Annotated in this window: 16 protein-coding genes; 9 read left to right on the top strand and 7 right to left on the bottom strand. The window is 61.0% G+C overall.

Going from position 1 to position 23,008, the window contains the following annotated elements:
* Positions 1 to 4: 4 nt before the first annotated feature.
* A complete protein-coding gene (locus tag J4E63_RS12405; protein WP_207282145.1) occupies positions 5 to 2,218 on the bottom strand; it encodes a hypothetical protein in 2,214 nt (737 codons plus the stop codon).
* Positions 2,219 to 2,254: 36 nt separating this feature from the next.
* Positions 2,255 to 3,487 (bottom strand): non-hydrolyzing UDP-N-acetylglucosamine 2-epimerase, encoded by a 1,233-nt coding sequence (gene wecB, locus J4E63_RS12410; protein ID WP_207282496.1) that lies wholly within the window; start codon positions 3,485 to 3,487, stop codon positions 2,255 to 2,257.
* Positions 3,488 to 4,385: 898 nt separating this feature from the next.
* Here wecB and J4E63_RS12415 point away from each other — a divergent pair.
* Genes J4E63_RS12415 through J4E63_RS12425 form a run of 3 tightly spaced genes read left to right on the top strand, consistent with a single transcriptional unit; the run spans position 4,386 to position 7,293 of the window.
* Complete coding sequence (locus J4E63_RS12415; RefSeq protein WP_207282146.1) at positions 4,386 to 4,946, top strand: TRAP transporter small permease; 561 nt, start codon at positions 4,386 to 4,388, stop codon at positions 4,944 to 4,946.
* Positions 4,943 to 6,223: a TRAP transporter large permease subunit gene (locus tag J4E63_RS12420; protein WP_192263855.1), complete on the top strand. Its 1,281-nt coding sequence runs from the start codon at positions 4,943 to 4,945 to the stop codon at positions 6,221 to 6,223. Before J4E63_RS12415 ends, J4E63_RS12420 begins: the two co-directional genes overlap by 4 nt.
* 50 nt (positions 6,224 to 6,273) lie before the next feature.
* Positions 6,274 to 7,293 (top strand): TRAP transporter substrate-binding protein, encoded by a 1,020-nt coding sequence (locus J4E63_RS12425; RefSeq protein ID WP_158456053.1) that lies wholly within the window; start codon positions 6,274 to 6,276, stop codon positions 7,291 to 7,293.
* Positions 7,294 to 7,716: 423 nt separating this feature from the next.
* On the opposite strand, the gene J4E63_RS12430 is transcribed toward J4E63_RS12425, so the two are convergent.
* Positions 7,717 to 8,508, bottom strand: coding sequence for a transporter substrate-binding domain-containing protein (locus tag J4E63_RS12430; protein ID WP_192263848.1), 792 nt, complete (start codon positions 8,506 to 8,508; stop codon positions 7,717 to 7,719).
* Positions 8,509 to 8,600: 92 nt separating this feature from the next.
* The gene (locus J4E63_RS12435; protein ID WP_207282147.1) at positions 8,601 to 9,254 is read right to left on the bottom strand and encodes a TetR family transcriptional regulator; all 654 of its coding nucleotides are present in this window, start codon (positions 9,252 to 9,254) and stop codon (positions 8,601 to 8,603) included.
* 141 nt (positions 9,255 to 9,395) lie between these two features.
* On the opposite strand from J4E63_RS12435, the gene J4E63_RS12440 reads away from it, so the two are divergent.
* Both J4E63_RS12440 and J4E63_RS12445 read left to right on the top strand, forming a co-directional pair.
* Positions 9,396 to 10,625 (top strand): arabinose transporter, encoded by a 1,230-nt coding sequence (locus J4E63_RS12440; RefSeq protein WP_207282148.1) that lies wholly within the window; start codon positions 9,396 to 9,398, stop codon positions 10,623 to 10,625.
* Between the two features lie 59 nt (positions 10,626 to 10,684).
* Entirely contained in the window at positions 10,685 to 11,551 is an 867-nt protein-coding gene (locus J4E63_RS12445; protein WP_207282149.1) for an SDR family oxidoreductase, read from the top strand.
* Positions 11,552 to 11,598: 47 nt separating this feature from the next.
* Here J4E63_RS12445 and J4E63_RS12450 read toward each other — a convergent pair whose 3' ends face one another.
* Both J4E63_RS12450 and J4E63_RS12455 read right to left on the bottom strand, forming a co-directional pair.
* Positions 11,599 to 12,231 carry a response regulator transcription factor gene (locus J4E63_RS12450; RefSeq protein WP_024619432.1) on the bottom strand — a complete coding sequence of 211 codons (633 nt, stop codon included), beginning with the start codon at positions 12,229 to 12,231 and terminating at the stop codon, positions 11,599 to 11,601.
* 31 nt (positions 12,232 to 12,262) lie between these two features.
* A complete protein-coding gene (locus J4E63_RS12455) occupies positions 12,263 to 13,624 on the bottom strand; it encodes a cache domain-containing protein (protein ID WP_207282150.1) in 1,362 nt (453 codons plus the stop codon).
* A 325-nt stretch (positions 13,625 to 13,949) separates the two neighbouring features.
* Between J4E63_RS12455 and J4E63_RS12460 the strand changes: the two genes are divergently transcribed.
* Both J4E63_RS12460 and J4E63_RS12465 read left to right on the top strand, forming a co-directional pair.
* Entirely contained in the window at positions 13,950 to 16,010 is a 2,061-nt protein-coding gene (locus J4E63_RS12460; RefSeq protein WP_207282151.1) for a carbon starvation CstA family protein, read from the top strand.
* 15 nt (positions 16,011 to 16,025) lie between these two features.
* Positions 16,026 to 16,223, top strand: coding sequence for a YbdD/YjiX family protein (locus J4E63_RS12465; RefSeq protein WP_053187442.1), 198 nt, complete (start codon positions 16,026 to 16,028; stop codon positions 16,221 to 16,223).
* Between the two features lie 299 nt (positions 16,224 to 16,522).
* Here the strand turns inward: J4E63_RS12465 and J4E63_RS12470 are convergent, their stop codons facing one another.
* On the bottom strand, positions 16,523 to 18,319 hold the full coding sequence (locus J4E63_RS12470) for a methyl-accepting chemotaxis protein (RefSeq protein ID WP_207282152.1): 1,797 nt from the start codon (positions 18,317 to 18,319) through the stop codon (positions 16,523 to 16,525).
* Positions 18,320 to 18,637: 318 nt separating this feature from the next.
* On the opposite strand from J4E63_RS12470, the gene J4E63_RS12475 reads away from it, so the two are divergent.
* On the top strand, positions 18,638 to 20,722 hold the full coding sequence (locus J4E63_RS12475) for a TonB-dependent siderophore receptor (RefSeq protein ID WP_404943333.1): 2,085 nt from the start codon (positions 18,638 to 18,640) through the stop codon (positions 20,720 to 20,722).
* Positions 20,723 to 21,598: 876 nt separating this feature from the next.
* On the top strand, positions 21,599 to 23,008 hold the full coding sequence (locus tag J4E63_RS12480; protein ID WP_003201697.1) for a circularly permuted type 2 ATP-grasp protein: 1,410 nt from the start codon (positions 21,599 to 21,601) through the stop codon (positions 23,006 to 23,008).

Below are 23,008 nucleotides of genomic sequence, written 5' to 3' on the forward strand. Positions count from 1 at the left end.
ACCGTTACTGGCGATTGCGACGGGCGCTACGGCCAGCCAGCAACAAGATAAGGAACAAGGCAATGCCACCGGGGATCAGCCAAAGCAGCGAAGGTTTGCGCCAGGCGTCCAGGCCCTTGGGTTCTTCCTCGCCGATCAACTGGCTGCCGTTGGGATCCTGGGTATCGAAGATCGCCACGGCACCGTTGTCGCCCAGGATCGCCACATCGCCACGAGTCAGTACGACCGGCTTGGCCAGTCTCGGGGGTTGGTCGCCCAGGGCCCGATAGACCAGGCCGTGCTGGCCCGAGGTCTGCACCACTTGCAACGACGCCAACTGGTTGAGGCGCTGCACATCCAGCATCACCTGGTCCTTATGGTTGATCCGCAGGTGACCCTGCTCGTCGACTTGGACCGACTCCTTGCTGTCCTTGAGCGGCAGTTCGAAAGCCAGGAAGGCTTTGTCCGGGCTGACGACGGCTTTCGGATCGGTGCTGACTTTCAACTGTGCGCGCAGCGGCGAGACACCCGAGGCGTCGGCCACGGTGATCACCTGGGCCAGGCTACTGGCCGGATGGTCAAGGTATGCCTGGGGAACGAGCACTTGGGTATCTACGGCAAAGCGTGCGGCGATACCGGCGAAATCGTCACCCAGGGAGGTTTTGTCGAGCACGATATGGCTGGTAGGCAGTACGGACACCGGGAACGCCTGAGGCGTTTCGAGGCAACGGTCGCTGACCGGTTGGCGCTGGAACGAGACGCGCAGTACGTTTTTCGAACCCAGGGCGTAGCGTGGGATGTGAGCCTGGATGCGTTGTGGTTCGCCATCGGTGGTCAGTTGCTGGGCACCGATCAGGAAGTCATTGAAAAACAGCGAGGCCACGGGCGCGGTGTCCGAAGCGCCGGGTGCGGCGGAGACGTCGACCACTGCGGTGACGGGCAGGCGACCGTCATACGCCACGCTGCCCAGAGGGAACGAAGTGCTCCAGTCGAATCGCGAGGCCACATCGAAGTTACCAGGAGCGCCGCCCAGTCGCGACAGGGCCACGCGGCCATCTTCGCTCAACGGCGTTTGCGCTTCGTTCACGGTCAACTGGCGGCTGCGTGCCAGTTTGTTCCAGGCAGAGCCGAGCAAGGACAAGGCTTTGCCGGTCGCATCCGGGGCGATCGTCAGCACCGGGCGAGTGCCCAGCAGCGCCAGGCGCACGTTGTCAGTGCCGGTGCCCACCAGGGCGGCGTTGACGTGCGCATTGCGCCATTGGGTCAAGGCCGCTGCTGCCGTGGCGTCGACGCCTTGGACCTGGTTCTGCAAGGCATCCAGGGACTGGTTGATGGCCTGGAGCAGTTGCGGGTCGCTGATGGCCAGGTCGGCCTGCAGGTTCGGCACTTGGCCAAGCATCAGCAGCGCACCGATTTCGGCTGGGGTGGCCAAGGTATGCTGGCCCTTGCCGTTGAGGCTGGCGAAGGCGGGAATGTTCAACAGTTCGGCAGGGACGCGCAGATTGCTCAGGTCGACGCTGTCCTGCAGGGCAGGGAAGGGCAGGATACGGGCATGCTTGCCGATCCGCTCCAGGGCCACGCCCAATCGCCAGGCGGCATCATAGCTGCCGGTCGACAACGAGCCCGGTGCGACCAGGATGCCAGGGTTGGCCGGCAGTGTCGTCCAGGCGACGCCGACATCCTTCAGTTGGCTGGCATCGTAGCTGTAGTTCAGGCGGGTATCAGGCTGAATGCGCAGCACGTTGCCGATGACCCGGTCTTCTTCGCACAGCGGTCGGGAGACCACCGACGACCAGGCAATGCCCAGGCGTACCAGGCCATTGTCCCGTGGGGCCTGGTCGACGCCCAGTTTAACGCTGGCATCGCCCTGCGCTTCGCTGAGGCCTTCGGCGCGCACCGGGTAGCCATCGAGCGACAGCAGCATGGTATTGCGGCCGCCTTCGCCATTGAGATAGCTGGCGTCCAGTTGCAGTGTCGCATCGCTCAGGGTCACGCCGGCGGGTACCGGCAAATACAGTTCGCGTCGAGCGTCGCTGGCACCCAGCAGGATTGGCGCGGTGATGCCCAGGTCGCTCAAGCGGATCTCACGCTCCTGGCGGGTATCGGCGTTGAGTCGGTTGATTGCCTGGGTGAGCGGGCTATCCGCAGCCAGGGCAAAGTTTGGCATGAGCGCGAGCAGGCTCAGGCCACAGGCAAGGGCGCTGAGCGCGCCCGTAGGGATGGCAACGGAAGGCTTCATTCAGGCAAATCTCGATCTGATAAGGGTGGGTAGCAGTTATGAGGTGAAATCGGCGAGCAACTCGCGTGGCTCGGACAGCGGCGTGTGCGACGGCTCGTGGGCCGGTTGCACCTGACCCACGACAAAGTCGTCGACCGCACGCCCCATCAGGGTGTCGACGATGCGCTGGCTGGCCTTGCCATCGCCGTAGGGATTGACCGCTTGAGAGGCACGACGCCACAAGGCCGCGTCGTCGAACAACGCGTTCACGCCAGCAATGATCGAGGCCGGGGACGTGCCCACCAGGCGCACGGTACCGGCGGCCACGGCTTCGGGGCGCTCGGTGACGTCGCGCATCACCAGGACGGGTTTACCCAGGGACGGCGCCTCCTCCTGCACACCGCCGGAGTCCGTGAGGATGACGTGGGCATGTTGCATCAGGCGCACGAACGCCAGGTAATCCAGGGGCTTGATCAAGTGCACGTTGAGCAGGTCACCCAGTTGTTCGGTCACCGGCCCCAGTACGTTGGGATTGAGATGCACCGGGTAGACGATCTGGATATCAGTGCGCTGGGCCAGCTCTCGCAAGGCCTTGCAGATGTCCAGGAAACCCTCGCCGAAGTTTTCCCGACGATGACCGGTCACCAGCAACAGCTTGCGTCCGGTTTGCAGGAACGGGAACTGTTGGTCCAGATCACCGCGCAACCGGGCATCGTCATTGATACGTTGGGCAGTCAGTTGCAGTGCATCGATCACCGTGTTGCCCGTCACCAGGCAGCGGCCCTGCAGGCGTTCGCCCAGCAGGTTGTCGCGGGATTGGCCGGTAGGGGCAAAGAGCAGGTCGGCACTGAGGTCGATGCAGCGACGGTTCATTTCTTCCGGCCATGGGCTGTAGATATCACCGGTGCGCAGCCCGGCTTCGACATGGCCTACGGGGATGCGCCGGTGGAAGGCGGCCATCGAGGCCACCATGGCCGAAGTGGTGTCGCCATGGACCAGTACCCGATCCGGCCGGGTCTGTTCCAGGACCGGGTCGATGGCGCTATAGAGGGCGGCAGTCAGGGAGTTGAGCGTCTGGTGCGGCGTCATCACGTCAAGGGTGAAATCAGCCTTGAGATCGAACAGATCCAACACCTGCTTGAGCATGCTTTGATGCTGGCCGGTGACGCAGATCAGCGATTCAATGCCTGGTTCGGCGGCGAGGGCCTTGACCAAAGGAGCCATCTTGATAGCTTCGGGACGGGTGCCGAAAATCGACAGGATCTTGATTCGTGGGACTTGAGTAGCGATGACGCCCTTCCTCGCGCAGTTTGCTGCGCCGCACAACAGTTCGCCCAAGTGCGGGCACGCACTTGAGTAATTGATTTAAGTTAAGTGTGGTTCCAATATCCGAAAGGGGTTGTGCGCGTAAAGAAAGTTACGTGGTGGCACCTTGGTTTTTGGCTCGGCAGATTAATAGCATCAAAGTGCGTCCTCGCAAAGTTTTTTATATGAGGTTTTATTAATATTTTTTTAAAAGCGTCATCAAGGATGGGGTGATGGCTGTTAATTTTCCGAATTAATGTTGTTTTGTATTGATTTTAAAGGGTTTTATTTTTGTTTTTTGTTTCGGTTGTGCGAAGTGTGCCGTTATTAATTATTGGCGCCTGAAAAAACAAGATGGAATTTCTGCATGCCGTTAGAATGGCGCCGGAATGTTGTCGTGAGGTCGTAATTAGTGGGCTTAAGTTGAATTTGCGCAAGATGCCCTGACTGAGCTTTGTTCATTTTATTTTTATTTATTATGACGAGCGGTTAATAGATGACTGTTAATCGGGCGTACTGCTGTTCTTCAACCAAGGAAAGTTTGTGTCTGGTTTCGCAGGTGTGGGGGCGGGCAGACGTGTGAACGCATAGCCGATAATCGCCCGCTTTGTCATGGGTTCGTGCCTAGGATATTGACCGTACTAACCGGTTGGTACATTTTAGGCGCCACATACGTCTTGCGACGCATTGCCAAGACCATAATAAAAAATCGAGGAACACCTCATGCGAACCTGTCTGCAAACGCCCGACACCTTTCCCTCGGTCTGGCGCCCCTGGCCTCAAGCCCCTCGGAACACCTCCATTTGGATTCGATAGCGGACACCGTCGCCGTTCTATCACGCCGGTTGGAACCCGGCACTCGACAATCCGAGAGGTCTTCAAGATGGCAAAAGTCGTCGACTTGTATTTCAAGCTGCTAAAGCTGCTGATCGTGCTGTGCATGCTCGCAATGATCGTGCTGGTGTTCGGCAATGTGGTGCTGCGCTATGCCTTCAACTCCGGCATCAGTGTGTCGGAGGAGCTGTCGCGCTGGTTCTTCGTCTGGATGATTTTTCTCGGTGCCCTGGTGGCGCTCAAGGACCGTGCCCACCTGGGCATGGACAGCCTGGTCAGGCGCTTGCCGTCGACAGGCAAGCGGATCTGCCTGGTCATCGGGCATCTGCTGATGTTGTACATCTGCTGGCTGATCTTCAGTGGCAGTTGGCAACAGGCGGCGATCAACCTGAACGTCGTCGCCCCGGCGTCGGGATTGTCCATGGCGCTGTTCTATGGCGCCGGCCTGGTGTTCGGCGCCAGTGCCGCACCGATCCTGCTCTACGAGCTCTACCTGGCGCTGTTCGGCAAGCTCGAGGATGACGAGTTGGTGATGGTCAAGGACAACGACGCCGAGGCGATCACTCATCACCCCAGCACCCCTGACTCCATCAAGAGTACCCGCCCATGACGCTGGTTATTTTCCTCGGGTCCTTGATCGGCAGCATGGCACTGGGCATGCCCATCGCGTTTGCCTTGCTGGTGGTCAGCGTGGCGTTGATGGTTTACCTGGATCTGTTCGATGCGCAGATCATTGCCCAGAACCTGCTCAACGGCGCGGACAGTTTTCCGCTGATGGCCGTGCCGTTCTTCATGTTGGCCGGCGAAATCATGAACGTCGGTGGCTTGTCCAAACGCATCGTCAACATCGCCATGGCGCTGGTGGGGCATAAGCGCGGTGGCCTCGGTTACGTGGCAATCATCGCTTCCTGTCTGCTGGCATCGTTGTCCGGTTCGGCCGTGGCCGATGCGGCGGCTCTGGCGGCGTTGCTGATACCGATGATGGTCTTGGCTGGGCACAACCGAGGGCGCTCGGCCGGACTGATCGCCGCCGGTAGCATCATTGCGCCGGTCATTCCGCCGAGCATTGGCTTCATCGTCTTTGGTGTGGCATCCGGGGTGTCGATTTCCAAGCTGTTCCTGGCCGGTATCGTGCCGGGGTTGATGCTGGGGGCTTCGCTGGCCGTTGCCTGGTGGTACATCTCCCGCAGCGAGAACGTCGAGACGCCGCCCAAGCGCTCCCGTGCCGAAGTACTGCGCACGTTGCTCGACGGCAGTTGGGCGATGGGCCTGCCCTTGATCATCATCCTGGGCCTCAAATTCGGCATCTTCACGCCCACGGAAGCGGCGGTGGTCGCGGCGGTCTATTCGCTGTTCGTGTCCCTGGTGATCTACCGGGAAATGAAGGTCAGCCAGTTGTACGAAGTGATCCTGTCCTCGGCCAAGACCACTTCGGTGGTGATGCTGCTGGTGGCGGCGGCCATGGTTTCATCGTGGCTGGTGACCATCGCCGACCTGCCGGGCCAACTGGCGGAGCTGCTGGCGCCGTTCATGGACAACCAGACCGTTCTGTTGCTGGTGATGATGGTGCTGATCATCCTGGTAGGGACGGTGATGGACATGACCCCGACCATCCTCATCCTCACCCCGGTGCTGATGCCGGCCGTCATCCAGGCGGGGATCGACCCGGTGTACTTCGGCGTGCTGTTCCTGATCAACACGGCCATCGGCCTGATCACGCCGCCCGTGGGCACGGTGCTCAATGTGGTTTGCGGGGTGGCCAAGCTGGACTTCGAGGAAATCGTGCGCGGGGTATGGCCGTTCATGTTTGCGCAGTTCGTTGTGCTGTTCCTGTTGGTCCTGTTCCCGCAATTGGTCCTGGGGCCGTTGAAATTCTTCACCGGCTAACACCGGTGCTGTTAGCTCGACCTTAAAAACAATAACGATCGGAGAGTGACATGGGAAAACTGATGAAAACACTGCTGGCCGGGGCGTGCGCGACGGGCTTGCTGTTGACCGGCGTGGCCAGCCACGCGGACGAAATCCGCGAACGGACCTTGCGATTCGCCTTCCAGAACGTCAAGGAACACCCCCAGGGCCAGGGCGCGCAGAAGTTCGCCGACCTGCTCAGCGAGAAGAGCGGCGGCAAGATCAAGGTCCGCCTGTTCCCCGGCGGTACGTTGGGCGGTGATGTGCAAACGGTGTCGGCGTTGCAGGGCGGCACACTGGACATCACGGTGCTCAACTCCGGCATCCTGGCCGCCCAGGCACCGGATTACGCCATGCTCGATTTCCCGTTCCTGTTCAACAACGTCGAGGAAGCCCATGCGGTCATCGATGGGCCGGTCGGGCAGAAACTGGCGGCGCAACTGGACAGCAAAGGGCTGGTAGGGCTGGGTTATTGGGACCTGGGCTTTCGCAACCTGACCAACAGCAAGCATCCGGTGACCAAGCTTGAAGACATGCAGGGCCTGAAGATTCGCGTCATCCAGTCGCCGATCTACCTGGAGACCTTCTCCGCCCTGGGCGCCAACCCCGTGCCGATGGCGTTCCCCGAGGTCTACACCGGCCTTGAGCAGCACACCATCGACGGCCAGGAGAACCCTTTCACGGTGATTGAGGGCAACAAGTTCTACGAGGTGCAGAAGTACCTTTCCGTCACGGGGCACATCTTCAATCCGCAATCGTTGATCATCAGCCAGAAAACCTGGAACCGTCTCAACGACGATGAAAAAGCGATGATTCGCGCGGCTGCGGCCGAGGCGCAAACATTCCAGCGTGAAGTCACGGCGGCGAGCATGGACAAGGCCAAGGCCACGTTGGCCGCTGCGATGACAGTCAATGAAATCACCCCAGCCGAGAAAGATCGCTTGCGTGAGCGGGTGAAACCGGTAGTCGACAAGTTCGCCAAATCCTTGGATGGCGACCTGGTGAAGACGATGTACGAGGAAATCGCCAAGGTGCGCGCGGCACAGTGAGGTGAATGGGCCTGCCCGGACCAGACCCCATCACAGGAGGTCCCTGTGGGAGCGAGCCTGCTCGCGATGGCGGTGTGTCAGCCAACCTCAATGCGGCTGACCTGACGCCATCGCGAGCAGGCTCGCTCCCACAGTTGTTTTGGGCTGGCCCCAGGATTCGCATACGCCACAACTCCCCCTGTGGGAGCGAGCTTGCTCGCGATTGCAGTGGGTCAGTCAACATCAATGCGGCTGACCTGACGCCATCGCGAGCAAGCTCGCTCCCACAATTGTTTTGGGGTGGCCCAGGATTCATATACGCCACAGATCCCCCTGTGGGAGCGAGCTTGCTCGCGATTGCAGTGGGTCAGTCAACATCAATGCGGCTGACTTGACGCCATCGCGAGCAAGCTCGCTCCCACAGGGGGGTGTTTCAGCCAATGGTTACTGGGCGGCTGGAACGGCCAGCCACTGGCCAATCACCTTCTGGTAGCTGCCATTGGCCTTGCTCAGGTGCAGCCACTGATCCACGTACATCTTCCAGGTGTTGTCATCCCGTGGCAGCAGGTAGGCCTTCTCGCCATATTGCAGGTAGCGGGTCGGGTTGACGGCGCACAGGCCGGGCTTGAGTTTCTGTTGGTAGAGCGCTTCCGAGGCGTCGGTAATCATCACGTCGGCTTTCTTGTCCAGCAGTTGCTGGAAGATGGTCACGTTGTCATGGAAGCTGAGCTGGCCGTTGGGCAGGAACGCCCGGACGAAGGCTTCGTTGGTGCCGCCGGCCGGCTCGACAAGGCGTACCGAAGGCTGGTTCATCTGTTCGAGGGTCTGGTAACGCTCCTTGTCTTCGCAACGCACCAGCGGGATCTTGCCGTCCACGTCCAGGGTAGTACTGAAATAGGCTTTCTTCTGACGCTCCAGCGTCACCGAAATCCCACCCATGCCGATGTCGCATTGGCCTGCAACCATATCCGGCATCAGGGTTTTCCAGGTGGTCTGCACCCATTGCACCTTGACGCCGAGGCTGGCGGCCAGAGAGCGCGCCATGTCGATGTCGATGCCTTCGTATTCGCCTGCTTCGGTTTTAAAGGTATAGGGCTTGTAGTCGCCGGTGGTGCACACCTTCAGTTCGCCGCGTTGCAGGACCTGGTCCAGCAGCGAAGGTGCCGGTTCGGCCAAGGCGCCGCAAGAGAGCGCCAACAGGCCACAGAACGTCATCGAGCTTGTTATGGTTTTCATTGTGAGGGGACGTCTCGTAGCGGAGGGAAACAAGATCGGGGAGTGTAGTAAAAGTGTTGGCAGGCTGTCACTGGAGCATGGCTGACGACCTGTCAGCAGACAGCGGTCTCAAAGGGGCGTCGCTGCAAACTTCCCAGGTAGGCGCAGAACATATCGGCCATGGCGTCGCTGTAGATGGCAACGTCCACGGGAGAGCGGGGCGCTGATGAAAAGCGCTTACCCACGGCACTGAGCGTGCTGATGACCAGGTCACCTGCCAGGGTGCGGGTTTGTGCCGGGGCGGCTGGCAATACCTGCAGCATGAAAGCGTCCACCGACTGTTGCACCGACATCCGCGCCGCCTGGTGCTCGGGGGCATCGCGGTAGAGCGGGGCGGCGTCGTTGAGGGCGACGCGTATCTGGGCTTCGTCGCATTCGGACTGGATGAACGCCTGCACCAGGATACGCAGGCGCTCGAAGGGCGGCTTGAGGGTGTCTTCAAGAATCTCGCGCAGCATGTCGCTGGTTTGCCGCCATTCATCACTTTGCAGCCGGAACAGGATCGCCGCTTTGTTCGGGAAGTATTGATACACCGAGCCGACGCTGACGCCCGCGCGTTCGGCAACACGGGCCACCGTGAAACGTGCCGCGCCCTGGGTCGCCAGAACCTGAACAGCCGCTTCCAGAACCGCGGCGACGAGCTCGGTGGAGCGTGCCTGTTTCGGCTGTTTACGCGAGGAAATCTGCGGGCTTGGGCGTTCGGACATGTGGGCTTGAACCTCGGCAGGGAATGCGAATAGGAAATGCGACGGATTATTCGTATCTTGAATGCGACGAATTGATCGCATTCTAGTCGCCTTCGCAGGCAGCGTTCAACGTCACATCGCATCCTTTCCGTGGGTAGGGTTATGACACAAGACAATATTCATCTCGGCGCTTCTTCGGCGCCTCAGGCAGCCGTCGAGGCCAATCCGGCGCTCAAGCTGTTGCCGCTCACACTGACCGTATTCATCGGCTTTCTCACGATCGGCATGCAGCTGCCTGTCTTGCCCCTCCATCTGCATGACGCGCTGGGCATGGGCACGCTGGTGATTGGCCTGGTGGTCGGGGCACAGTTCGCCGCGGCGCTGTTGTCTCGGGCCTGGGCCGGCAATTTTGCCGACATGCGCGGTGGCAAACGCGCGGTCATGACCGGGTTGGTGACAGCTGCGGTTTCAGGGCTGGTCTATCTGCTTTCTCTGGCGTTCGTTGCCGCGCCGGTCACGTCGGTCTGGCTCTTGTCCGGCGGTCGGGTGCTGCTGGCAATTGGTGAAAGTCTCATTGTCACCGGTGTGCTGGGGTGGGGCATCGGCCTGGTAGGGGCGCAGCATGCCGGCAAGGTCATGGCCTGGAACGGCATCGCCATGTACGGGGCCTACGCACTGGGTGCTCCGCTCGGCGTGGTGCTCAACGGCGCCTGGGGGTTCACCGGCATTGCCATGGCCTCGATGTTCATTCCGCTACTGGCCTTGCCGATTGTCGCGGGCGTGCGCGCTGTCGCCCCTACGGCGACCCGGCGTACACCGTTCTACACGATGCTCGGGGCTGTATGGGTTCCCGGCATGGGGTTGGCGTTTTGCAGCGTCGGCTTTGGTGTCCTCACGGCGTTCATTGCCCTGTTGTTCGCGGCCAGGGATTGGGGCAACGCTTCCTTGGCGTTCACGGCGTTCGGTGTGGCTTTCATCGCTGCGCGCCTGCTTTTCGGGCACCTTCCGGACAAGATTGGCGGCGCTCGCGTCGCCCTGGTCTGCGTATTGATCGAAACCGTTGGGTTGCTGCTGATCTGGAGCGCGGACACCGCGACCATGGCTTATGTGGGCGCGGCTTTCACCGGCTTCGGTTACTCCCTGGCGTTTCCCGGCTTCGGCGTGGAGGCGGTACGGCGTGCGCCACCGCAGGCACGCGGTCTTGCCATGGGGGCCTACGTCGCGTTTCTTGATATTTCCCTGGGCATCACCAGTCCGCTGGCCGGTTTGTTGGCGAGTGGCTGGGGCATCGGTGCGGTTTACCTGGGCGGCGCCATTGCCGTTGGGCTGTCCTTCGGGGTGGCCTTGATGCTGCTCAGAGGACGGCAAGCACAAGTTCAATACAAATCCTGAGTCTTCGCTGGGTTATAGAAGATTTTCGGTCTCGTTTTTTTAGAACAGGAGCGTTGCATATGCACGTATTCGTTACCGGTGCCACGGGCTGGGTTGGGGCGTCCGTGGTACAGGATCTGATCGCCGCCGGGCATCGGGTCACGGGCCTGGCCCGATGCGAAGAAAAAGGCGCGACACTGGCTGCGACTGGCGCGAAGGTGATTCCAGGCACGTTGGATGATCTCGAGATCTTGCACAGCGCAGCCTCGGCGGCGGACGCGGTGATTCACACGGCGTTCAATCATGACTTCTCGCGATTTGCCGAAAATGCCCAGCAGGACCGCCGCGCCATCGAAACGTTGGGCGATGCGTTGCGCGGCTCCGACCGGCCGTTGCTGGTGACGTCGGGTCTGTTTGGATTGACGCGGGGCGCGAGTGAACTGGAAGTGGTGAGCCCGGCCTCGCCCCGCAAGTCCGAAGCCGCCGCCCGGGACCTGGCCGAGCGTGGGGTACGTGTGGCGACGGTGCGACTGGCGCCCTCGGTCCATGGCCTCGGCGACCATGGCTTCGTGCCGATCCTGATTCGCCTTGCCCGGGAAAGCGGCGTATCGGCTTACCCAGGCGACGGCAGCCATTGCTGGTCGGGTGTGCATCGACAGGATGCCGTGCGGGTTTATCGGCTTGCCTTGGAGCAGGGGGTGACGCAATCCGTCTACCACGCCGTCGCCGACGAGGCCGTGCCGTTCAAGGACATTGCCCAGGCGATCGGTCGTGGCCTGGGGTTGCCGGTCGAATCCCGGGAGCGCGAGCATTTCGGCTGGTTCGCCCACATGGCGGGGGCGAACATGGCGGTGTCCAGCGAATACACCCGTGCCTTGCTGGGCTGGACGCCAAGCGGCCCGGGGTTGTTGGATGATCTTGAACACCCTGGTTATTACGCTGGATAAGGGGCGCCTGTGGCGAGGGAGCAAGCTCCCTCGCCACAATGGTTTCTCTAGCGAGAAATGATCCCATGGTCGATCGCGTATTTCACCAGGGCTGCGGGCTTGTCGATGTTCAGCTTGCGGCGGATGCTCAGGCGATGGGTTTCGACGGTGCGTACGCTGATGTCCAGTTCACGGGCCATTTCCTTGTTGTTCAGGCCCTGGACCATTTTGTACAGCACCTGGCTTTCCCGTGGCGTCAGCTCATTGTCGGTGTGCGGGTCAGTGGCGAGCCGCTGGGCGATCTCGGCACTGTAGAAGGTGCCGCCGCTGATGATGGCTTCGATGGCCGCGATGATCTCCCGCGATGGCGCGTTCTTGAGCACGTAGCCGCTGGCGCCGGAACGCACGGACTCGCTCACGTACTCATAATTGTCGTACATGCTGAGGATCAGGATCTTGAGGCTGGGGTATTGCTTGCCCAGCAGCCGGGTCAGCTCGAGCCCGTTCTTATCCTTGAGGCCGATGTCCATCAGCAGCAGGTCCGGTTGGCAGCGACCGACCATTTCGATCGCTTGCGCACCGTTCTCGGCTTCACCCACCACATCCAGTTGCGGCATCACCGACAGCAGGGCCCTGATGCCGTCGCGGACCAGGGAATGGTCATCGACCAGTGCGACGCGAATCACGGGAGGCAGGTTCATCGACGAGTGCTCTTGTTGGCGTGGGCGCGCATCAGTTTTCCGTGACCGAGAGGTTCATGGGCAGCAGGATGTCCAGCTCGCTGCGGCCCGGCACGGACGTCACTTCCAGGCGTCCGCCGAAATGCTCGACCCGCTCGCGGATATTACGCAGGCCGATGCCGGCATGGCCGCGTTCCACTTGCGGGACGTTGAACCCCATCCCGTCGTCGACCACCGTCAGTCGCAAGGACTGGCTGGAGCCGAACAGGGTAATGCCGACGCTTTTCGCCCCGGCATGGCGCTCGATATTGGTCAGGGCTTCCTGGGCAATGCGAAATAGCGAGACAGGGGCGCCATTTTCGAGGCGGCAATCGAATTCGTTGCTTCGATAGGACACTTCCAGCCCGCTGCGCTGCTGGAATTCGGTGGCGAGCTGGCCGATGGCGGCGGGCAGGCCCAAGGTGTCGAGCAGGGACGAGCGCAAGTCGTGGGAGATATTACGGATCTCGCCGATGGCTTCGCCGAGCCGGTCGGTGGCGTTCTTCAGGATGCCCAGGCCGTTTTCCTGGCCATTCTCCAACACGTGGCTGGCCAGCTCGAACTGGAATTTTATCGACACCAGCAGTTGGCTGATCCCGTCATGCAGCTCGCGCGAAACCCGCGAGCGTTCTTCTTCCTGCAAGCTGACGATGCGCTGGTTCAAGCGCTGCAGTTTTTTGTCGGCCAGGCGATGTTCGCTGACATTGAGGGTCATGCCACCGGCAAACACCAGCAGGACCGCCACCAACGCGATCGCGGCGATGGCTTGCATGGTGGTGTGGATGCCATGGGCGACCTCGTCACGGGCCTGTTGGGTGGCGCGCTCGACATCTTCCAGGTAAATCCCGGTGCCGAGCATCCAGCCCCATTTGTCCAGCATCACGACATAGGCCAGCTTGTCGGTCACCTGGCCGGAGGAGGGTTTGTTCCAGGCGTAGCGTTGGAACCCTTCGCCTGACTCGGCGCTTTTGATCAGCGCCTGGATGACCGGCAGGCCGTGGGGGTCCTTCATGTCCCAGAGGTATTGCCCCACCAATTCCGACTGGCGGGCATGCATGAGGCTGCGGCCCTGGCGGTCATACACGAAGAAATAACCGTTGATGCCGAAGCTGAGCTTGCGCAGTTCTTCCAGGACCTGCTGTTGCGCCCGCGCGTCACCCTGGCCGTCGTTGTACAGCGGTGCGATCAGGCTCTGCGCCATCTCGACATAGTTCTTCAGCTCGGCGCGCTTGCTCGCCAGGATGCTGTCTTCGATCAGTTGCGCCTGTTGATCGCCCAACTGGCGGTTGAGCGAGATCACCAGGGCGCAGATGACCGCGATGGCCAGGACCAGCGGCAAAATCCCAAGGGCGACGATTTTGTGTTTGAGCAGCATCTGTACTCCTGTCCGGGCTCGGCGGGGAGGCGAATGGCGGCATCATATGCCAAACCCATGGGTGAGGCATAAAACCTGTGGGAGCGAGCTTGCTCGCGATGACGTCGGATCAGCCAGCCGGGATGTCGCCTGACACAATGCCATCGCGAGCAAGCTCGCTCCCACAGGGGATGGGTGTCTACGTAGAACTACGTAGATGGCCCGTACGTAGTACTGCGCATTTATTTATTGACGACTTGCAGGGATATTGGGCCGGCTCCGAATAGCCGGGGCACACTATAAAAACAATCGCCGCAATCCACTGGATATCGGCAGGAGACACGCAATGACAACCCGTCTGGTTAAACACCTCGCCTGGTTTGCCGTGGCTGTTCTGGGAGCTTGTGCGTTGAGTGTCGTGGCCTTGCGCCGCGGCGAACCCATCAACGCCCTCTGGATCGTCGTCGCCGCCGTGGCCATCTACCTGGTCGCCTACCGCTACTACAGCCTCTTCATCGCCAACAACGTGATGCAACTCGATGCGCGCCGGGCCACTCCCGCCGTGCTCAACAACGATGGCCTGGACTACGTCCCGACCAACAAACACATCCTCTTCGGCCACCACTTCGCGGCCATTGCCGGCGCGGGGCCGCTGGTCGGGCCGGTGCTGGCGGCGCAGATGGGCTACCTGCCCGGCACGCTCTGGCTGATCGCCGGCGTGGTGCTGGCCGGTGCGGTGCAGGACTTCATGGTCCTGTTCCTGTCCACCCGCCGCAACGGTCGCTCCCTGGGTGACATGGTGCGCGAGGAAATGGGCCGCATTCCCGGCACCATCGCGCTGTTCGGCTGCTTCCTGATCATGATCATCATCCTCGCGGTGCTGGCGCTGATCGTGGTCAAGGCCCTGGCCGAGAGTCCGTGGGGGATCTTCACGGTGATGGCGACCATCCCGATCGCGATGTTCATGGGCATCTACATGCGCTACATCCGCCCGGGTCGCATCGGTGAAATCTCGCTCATCGGCGTGCTGTTGCTGCTGGGGTCGATCTGGCTGGGCGGGCAAATCGCTGCCGACCCGGTCTGGGCCAAGGCCTTTACCTTCACCGGGATCCAGATCACCTGGATGCTGATCGGCTACGGTTTCGTCGCGGCGGTACTGCCGGTGTGGCTGATCCTGGCGCCGCGGGACTACCTGTCGACCTTCCTCAAGATCGGCACCATCGTCGCCCTGGCGATCGGCATCCTGGTCACCATGCCCGAGCTGAAAATGCCGGCGCTGACCCAGTTCACCGACGGCACCGGGCCGGTGTGGAAGGGCGGGCTGTTCCCGTTCCTGTTCATCACCATCGCCTGCGGCGCGGTCTCGGGCTTCCATGCGCTGATCTCCTCGGGCACCACGCCCAAGCTTTTGGATAACGAAACCAACGCCCGCTACATCGGTTACGGCGGCATGCTGATGGAGTCCTTCGTGGCGATCATGGCCATGGTGGCCGCTTCGGTGATCGAGCCGGGCGTGTACTTCGCCATGAACAGCCCGGCGGCCATCGTCGGCGGTGACGTGGTGGCCGTGGCCCAGACCGTCAGCAGTTGGGGTTTTGCCATCACGCCCGAGGCGCTGCAAGCGGTGGCCAAGGACATCGGCGAGACCACCGTGCTGGCCCGTGCCGGCGGTGCGCCGACCCTGGCGGTGGGGATCGCGCAGATCCTGCACTCGGTGCTGCCGGGTGAGAACACCATGGCGTTCTGGTACCACTTCGCGATCCTGTTCGAAGCGCTGTTCATCCTCACGGCCGTGGACGCCGGCACCCGTGCCGGGCGGTTCATGCTCCAGGACCTGCTGGGCTCGTTCGTGCCTTCGCTCAAGCGCACCGAATCCTGGCCGGCCAACCTGATCGCCACCGCCGGCTGCGTGGCGCTATGGGGTTACTTGCTGTACCAGGGCGTGATCGATCCGCTGGGCGGCATCAACACCTTGTGGCCGCTGTTCGGCATCTCCAACCAGATGCTGGCCGGTATCGCCCTGATGCTCGCCACCGTGGTGCTGATCAAGATGAAGCGCCAGCGCTACGTCTGGGTCACGCTGCTGCCGGCGTCCTGGCTGCTGATCTGCACCACCACCGCGGGCCTGATCAAGCTGTTCGACGCCAACCCGGCGATCGGCTTCCTGGCCCTGGCGCGCAAATACAACGATGCACTGGCCGCCGGCCAGATCCTGGCCCCGGCCAAGAGCATCGAGCAGATGCAGCACGTGGTGTTCAACGCCTACACCAACGCCACGCTGACGGTGTTGTTCCTGTTCGTGGTCTTCAGCATCCTGTTCTACGCGCTCAAGGTCGGCATCGCCGCCTGGGGCACCAAGGAACGCACGGACAAAGAAGCGCCATTCCAGGCCCTGCCGGACGCTTGATAGAGGATTGCAACGATGTTCAATGACTTGAGTCGCCTGGGTAAATACCTCGGTCAGGCCGCCCGCCTGATGGTCGGCATGCCCGACTACGACAACTACGTCGAGCACATGCAAACCCAGCACCCGGACAAACCGATGATGGACTACGAGGCGTTCTTTCGCGAACGCCAGGAGGCCCGTTACGGAGGCAAGGGTGGGCCCAAGTGCTGTTGAAGCACCGCTTGGGTTGAGGTAGTCCTGTGGGAGCGAGCTTGCTCGCGAAGGCGGTGGCTCAGTTGACGATGATGTCGCTGATCCACCGCCATCGCGAGCAAGCTCGCTCCCACAGTTGCTTTTGGGGTGGTCTCAGGATTTGCTTACGCCACAGATCCCCTTGCTCCCGCTGGCGTGCGAAGCAGGCCCCGGCGGTTCTTCAGGCCGACCGTATCAGCCGGTTTTGCGACTGCTGCGCAGCCGAGCGGGAGCAAGCTCCCTCGCCACAGGGTAGTTGTCTGGCTTGATTCCGCTGTTGATCACTCCGCCAACAACACCGCCGCATCGAAGCCCACCCGCAAGTTGCCCCAATGGCGGCCGCCGAAGAAGAACGGTACGTCGATCTCGGTCATGATTTCCCCGGTATCGCGCAGGTAGGTCTGCAGCAGGAAGCGCTGGACGTTGCCCGCTGCGCGCAGGCCGATCGGGTCGTTGAAGATTCGCTTGTTGCGGCACACCGGCAAATCCACCACCCGGTCGCCGGTTGGCGGCTTGGAGACCCAGCTGTTGTTCACCGGGCAGTAGCCCTTGCTGTCGACAATGAACGAAACCTTGCCACCCGGTGTGCTGCGGGTGAGTTTGTCGCATTCTTCCTGGCAGACCTGGGCAAAGCGTTCGGTGTAGCTGGCCATGTACTGTTTGGGATCGGTACCGGGAATCGGTTGATAATTCTGATCGAACAGGTTCAGGCCTTCGCGTTGCAGCGCCTCCAGGCGGACCTGGAGCGTGTCGCGGCACTCGCTGGCGCGGGTAATGGCGGCGTCCAGCTTGCCGTGGCCGAGCACGAACCGGCCCAGCAGCGCCTGGACCTTTTCGGCCACGCCGGACAGGTCTCGGGTGGCCGTTGCCGAATGCTGCATGCGCTGGTCGATCAACTGGCTGTCGGCATGAATCTGGGTCACCCGGTCGTTGATCCCGGTGTTGCTGTCGGCGAACTGCTGGATATGGGTCGCGATGTCCGCCAGCTTGCCGTTGGTGGATTCGAAATCGACGATCATGCTTTCGAAATGGCCGGACGCGCGCTCCACCACTTTCTGGGTTTCCCGGGCGCTGTGGCTGATCTGCGTGGTCTGCTCGTGAGTGGAGCTGACTTCCTCGAGCATGGCGTCGATGTTGCGCGAGATATCGTCGGTGGCCCGGCTGACATTCTGTGCCAAGGTGCGCACTTCATCGGCCACCACCGCGAAGCCGCGGCCACTTTCGCCGGCCCGGGCGGCTTCGATGGCGGCATTGAGGGCCAGCAGGTTGGTCTGGGCAGAGATCTGCTGGATCAACCCGACAATCGACTTGATGCTCGAGGAACGTTGGTTCAAGGCGCTCACCAAGGTGGCAAATTCACCGAGGTTGCTGGAAATCTCACTGATGTTGCCGGTTACTTCCAGTAGCTCGGCGTAGGAGTCGCGGGCCATGCTCAGGTTCTGGGCGGTGGTGCTGGAGATGCCCTGGGTCTGGCGCGAGACTTCTTCGATGCGGCCCACGGCGGTGTTGCTCTGGTCCATCACTTCCTTGGCGAAGCGGGCCTGGTGGGTGGCACTGTCGCTGGAGTCGCTGATGTTCTTCAGCGAGCGGGCCGACTCGACGGCGATGTGCACAGTCAGCGCCTGGACATTGCTGATGATCTCCCGCTGCTTGGCCAGGAAACGGTTGCAGGTGCCGGCCAGCACGCGGATCTCGTCGTGGGTCACCAGTGGCAGGTCCTTGGACAGGTCGCCTTCGCCGTTGGCGATCTCTTCCAGGGCCTTGGTCATGGCGGTGACGGGGCGCACGATGAGGTGGCGGAAATACCAGACCATGAAACTGATCATGCCCAGCGTCAGCACCGCGCCGAAGAGCAGGGCATGGGTAAGGCTGTCGAGCCGGCCTTCGATCTGCCCCAGCAAGGCACCGTCCAACTGCGCGTTGCGCAACAGCAGCAGGATCTCGGCGCGGGCGCTGACGGCCACCCAGTACAACAAGCCACTGACCAGCACCAACAGGAAAAGACTCGAGAGCTTTTTGGTGAGGGTATCGAAAAACTGCATCTCGATAGACTCGTACAAGTCCTTCAACGTCTGCATGCCGCTGCTCCTGGGCAAAAAAATCTCTTAATGGAATACATTCGACCGCGAGCGCCAAAGCTTTAGGGCGGTGAGGCGATTTGATATCACCCTGTGGGGGCGGGTTTGCTCGCGAAGGCGTGGTGTCAGGTTAATCCAATATCACTGACACACCGCTTTCGCGTGCAAGCCCGCTCCCACAGGGGGTTGGGGTGATCATCACTTGATACAAAAGATTTACTGGGAATGATTCTCAAAGTATATTTGCTCTCATTAACGTCCCTTCCATGAGTGCGCGTCTTGAATCGTTCCACCCCCCTCGCAAATCGCAACGTCTTCATCAAGTGTGTGTTGCCAACCCTGTCCTGCTGCTTCATTGCAAGCCCGTTGTGGGCACAGGACGCTGTCGAACTGCCGGCCACGGATATCCAGGGCAGTCGTGTCACTCAGGACGAGGGCTATACGACGTCGCAAGCCAGCACGGCGAGCAAGAGCGATGTACCGATCAAGGAAGAGGCGCAGTCGATCAACGTGGTGACCCAGCAGACCCTGGCGGACTACCAGGTGCGCTCGCTGAACGACGCGATGAAGTTCGTCAGCGGCGTCAGCCAGGGCAATACCCTGGGCGGCTCGAGGGACTCGTTGGTCAAACGCGGGTTCGGCACCAACGACGACGGTTCGATCCTGCGCGACGGCGTGCGTTCGAACCTGGGCCATAACTTCAGCGCCACCACCGACCGCGTCGAAGTGCTCAAGGGCCCGGCCTCGATGCTGTACGGCGCGCTGGAGCCCGGCGGCCTGATCAACGTCATCAGCAAGAAACCGGAGTACACCCAAAGCACCACGCTGAGCGGCTCGGCCTACAGCGAAGGCGGCGGCACCATGGCCCTGGACACCACCGGGCCGCTGGGCGATACCGGCCTGGCCTATCGCCTGATTGCCGAGCGCGGCCACGAGGACTACTGGCGCAACTACGGCGTCAATGAGAGCACGCTGGTGGCGCCGTCCCTGGCTTGGACGGGTGAGCGGGCCTCGTTGAACCTGAGTTATGAGTACAACGAATACTCCAATCCGTTTGACCGGGGTACGATGTTCACCAATGGGCATCCGGCTGACATCGATTACGACAAGCGTCTTGATGAGCCTTGGGCCAAGAGCGTGGGGATTCGCGAAACGGCGACGGCGCGGTTCGAGTATGAGTTGAGCGATGCGTGGAAAACGCGGGTTACCTATGGTTGGAACAATGATCGGTACAGTCTTTCGATTGCGCAGCCCGATGATTTGACGGGAAATCAACTGAGCAGAAAATCCAACGGCGCTCATTACGATGACGAAACGCGCTACGCCAGTTGGGATTTCATCGGTAAGCAGGAGTTGTTCGGCCAGCGCCATGACCTGTTGGTTGGCGTCGATAATCAAGTGTCCGATCAGTTTCGTGGCAAGACCTACCGTGGGGATGCGCAAGGAGGGTTCGACATCACTGCGCCGGTTTATGGTGGGTTGGCAGAACCCAGCAAGCTGAATGCAAAACAGAGCAACCTGAGTAACCAACTGACCTCCAGCTCCATTTATCTCAAGGACAACTGGCATCTGGATGATCGCTGGATACTGGTCTTCGGTGGTCGCTACCAGCATTACGACCAATTCGCCGAACAAGGCATGATCAAGCGAGAGGGGGTTCGCGACGATAATGGCGACGCCTTCGTTCCATTCCTCGGATTGGTTTATAAAGCTGCCGAGACCCTTTCTCTTTATGGTAATTACAGCCGTTCATTCAAGCCCAATGATACCGTCGACGACAACCTCAGCACCTTCAAACCGGAAGAGGGGCGTAGCTATGAAGTGGGTGCCAAATACGACCCGATGCCTGGGCTGAATATCAACCTCGCCTTGTTCGATATCGTCAAAAAGAATGTAGTAACAACCACTGTAGTCGGCGGAAAGAACATCGCAGAAGCCGCTGGCAAGGTGGGTTCCCAAGGCCTGGAGCTCGACATCACTGGCCGCCTGGCCGACCGTTGGGACTTGATCGGCACTTACGCCTACACCCACACAGAAATATTGGACGATCCGGACGACGAAGGTCATCGCCTACCCGACGCTCCCAAACACACCGCGAGCCTGTACCTCGCTCACCACCTGAACATTCCAGCCGAATTCGGCGCCTGGCACGCCGGTGCCGGTGCGCGTTACGTAGGCGAACGCGCCGCCAACAAGGCCAACGAATTCTGGCTCAGCAGCTACACCGTCGCCGACGCCTTCCTGCGCTGGGAGGCGCCGGTGATGGGGCACAAGACCTCGTTGCAGTTGAACGTCGACAACCTGTTAGACAAGCAGTACTACCCGTCCTCCACCGGCAGCCAGTTGCAGGTCAACGTCGGCGAGCCGCGTACCGCCAAGCTGAGCGCCAGCGTGACGTTCTGATTCTGCTGCTGAAATGCAAAATGCCCGGGCTGAATCCCGGGCATTTTTTTGTACGATTGTTGGCGACCAGGCCTCCACGCCTCCCACGGGAGCCGGGCTTGCCCGCGAAAACGACGACACATTCAGCTTCTCTGTGACAGATGCATCGCTTTCGCGAGCAAGCTCGCTCCCACAATGGGGCTTGTGGCGTATGCAATATCCGAGACGCCACCGCTCCTGTGGGAGCGAGCCTGCCCGCGACCTTGAGGGAAGTGGTCTACGCTTCGTGCACAGACATCTGATTGTTTCGGGCAACCAGCGACAGGTCCCGAGGAAGTAGGCCCTTGGAAATCGCCGATGGTTCGATCACTGCCCGGTCATGGATGAGCTGATGTGAACGGTCTGGCTGCTTCAAGGTGGGGCGAGGGTATGAATCCGTGCATGTTCCTGCAACGTTGCAGTGCGTTCAGGTTCGCGCCACCTGGAGTTGTTCGCGGCGCCTGAAGGATCAGCCGCGGACGAATGAGTAAAAACTTCCCTCTTGTGGGGCGTCGTTGTCCCATTTCACCCGCTCAAGGGCCGCTCAAGCCAGCGCTCGAGACTAAGGGCGCTAGCATTTATGTTTATTCATGTCGCCAGATCGAAAAATAATTTCGCCTTTTTGGGGTTTTGCAATGCTTCTTCTATTCAGTACGTGACACCGTCACGCTTAGGCACACCCTTTGCTAAGTATTGAAAACCCGGCCTTTCAGGCCAGGACACGCCATCCATGAAGAGCAACAGAGGGCAATTCCAGGACCGTACGCAATCAAGCAGGGTTTAAAGCAAGGCAAGGCCGAACCGTCGGAATGACGAAGTGATAAGAAATGCCGTGTAGAACGCGGCTGGGAGTTGGCTATGCCCCACGCTTTTTTTAATGAAATGTATGACGCAAAGGGTGACTGCCGCCCGCATTACCAAGCCTTCTCGCGCTGGCTGGCGGACACCCCGCTTGAACTGCTGGAGCAACGCCGCCGCGAAGCCGACCTGCTGTTCCATCGGGCCGGCATCACCTTCACCCTCTACGGGGACGAGCAGGGCACCGAGCGCCTGATCCCCTTCGATATCATTCCCCGCAGCATCAAGGCCAGTGAATGGCAGATGGTCGAGCGTGGCTGCATCCAGCGGGTCCAGGCCCTGAACATGTTCCTGGCCGACATCTACCATGGGCAGCACATCCTCAAGGAAGGGATCATCCCGCCCGAGCAGGTGCTCGCTAACGAGGGCTACCAGATTGCGATGCAGGGCCTGAACCTGCACCGGGGCATCTACGCCCATATCGCCGGTGTCGACCTGGTTCGCGACGGTGACGGCAGCTATTACGTGCTGGAAGACAACCTGCGCACGCCTAGCGGCGTGAGTTACATGCTCGAAGACCGCAAGATGATGATGCGCCTGTTCCCCGAGCTCTTCGCCGCCCAGCGCGTAGCCCCCATCGATCATTACCCGAACCTGCTGCTCGACACCCTCAAGAGCTCAAGCCCCCTGGAAAACCCCACCGCCGTGGTGCTGACGCCGGGACGTTTCAACAGTGCCTATTTCGAACACGCCTTCCTGGCCCGTGAAATGGGCGTGGAACTGGTGGAGGGCGCCGATCTGTTCGTGCGGGACGACCACGTGTATATGCGCACCACCGCCGGCCCTCGACAGGTGGACGTGATTTACCGTCGCCTTGACGACGCCTACCTCGACCCGCTGTCGTTCAACCCCGATTCGATGCTGGGCGTGCCCGGGCTGATCGCTGTTTACCGTGCGGGCAATGTGGTGCTGGCGAACGCGGTCGGCACAGGCGTGGCCGACGACAAGTCGATCTACCCTTACGTCGACGAAATGATCCGCTTCTACCTCACTGAAGAACCAATCCTGAAGAACGTGCCCACCTGGCAGTGTCGCAAGCCCCAGGACCTGTCCCATGTGCTGGCCAACCTGCCGGATCTGGTGGTCAAGGAAACCCAGGGTTCCGGCGGCTACGGCATGCTGGTCGGGCCGGCTGCCAGTGCAGCGGAGATCGAAGATTTCCGCGCACGCCTCAAGGCCCGTCCCGAAGCCTACATCGCCCAGCCGACCTTGAGCCTGTCCACGTGCCCGACCTTTGTCGAGAGCGGCATCGCGCCGCGCCACATCGACCTGCGTCCGTTCGTGCTGTCGGGCAAGGAAACGCGCCTGGTGCCCGGCGGCCTGACCCGCGTGGCGCTGCGTGAAGGCTCGCTGGTGGTGAACTCGTCCCAGGGCGGCGGCACCAAAGACACTTGGGTAGTGGAGGACTAA

It is taken from the genome of Pseudomonas sp. FW300-N2F2 (assembly GCF_017351655.1).
Classification (GTDB): domain Bacteria; phylum Pseudomonadota; class Gammaproteobacteria; order Pseudomonadales; family Pseudomonadaceae; genus Aquipseudomonas; species Aquipseudomonas fluorescens_AA.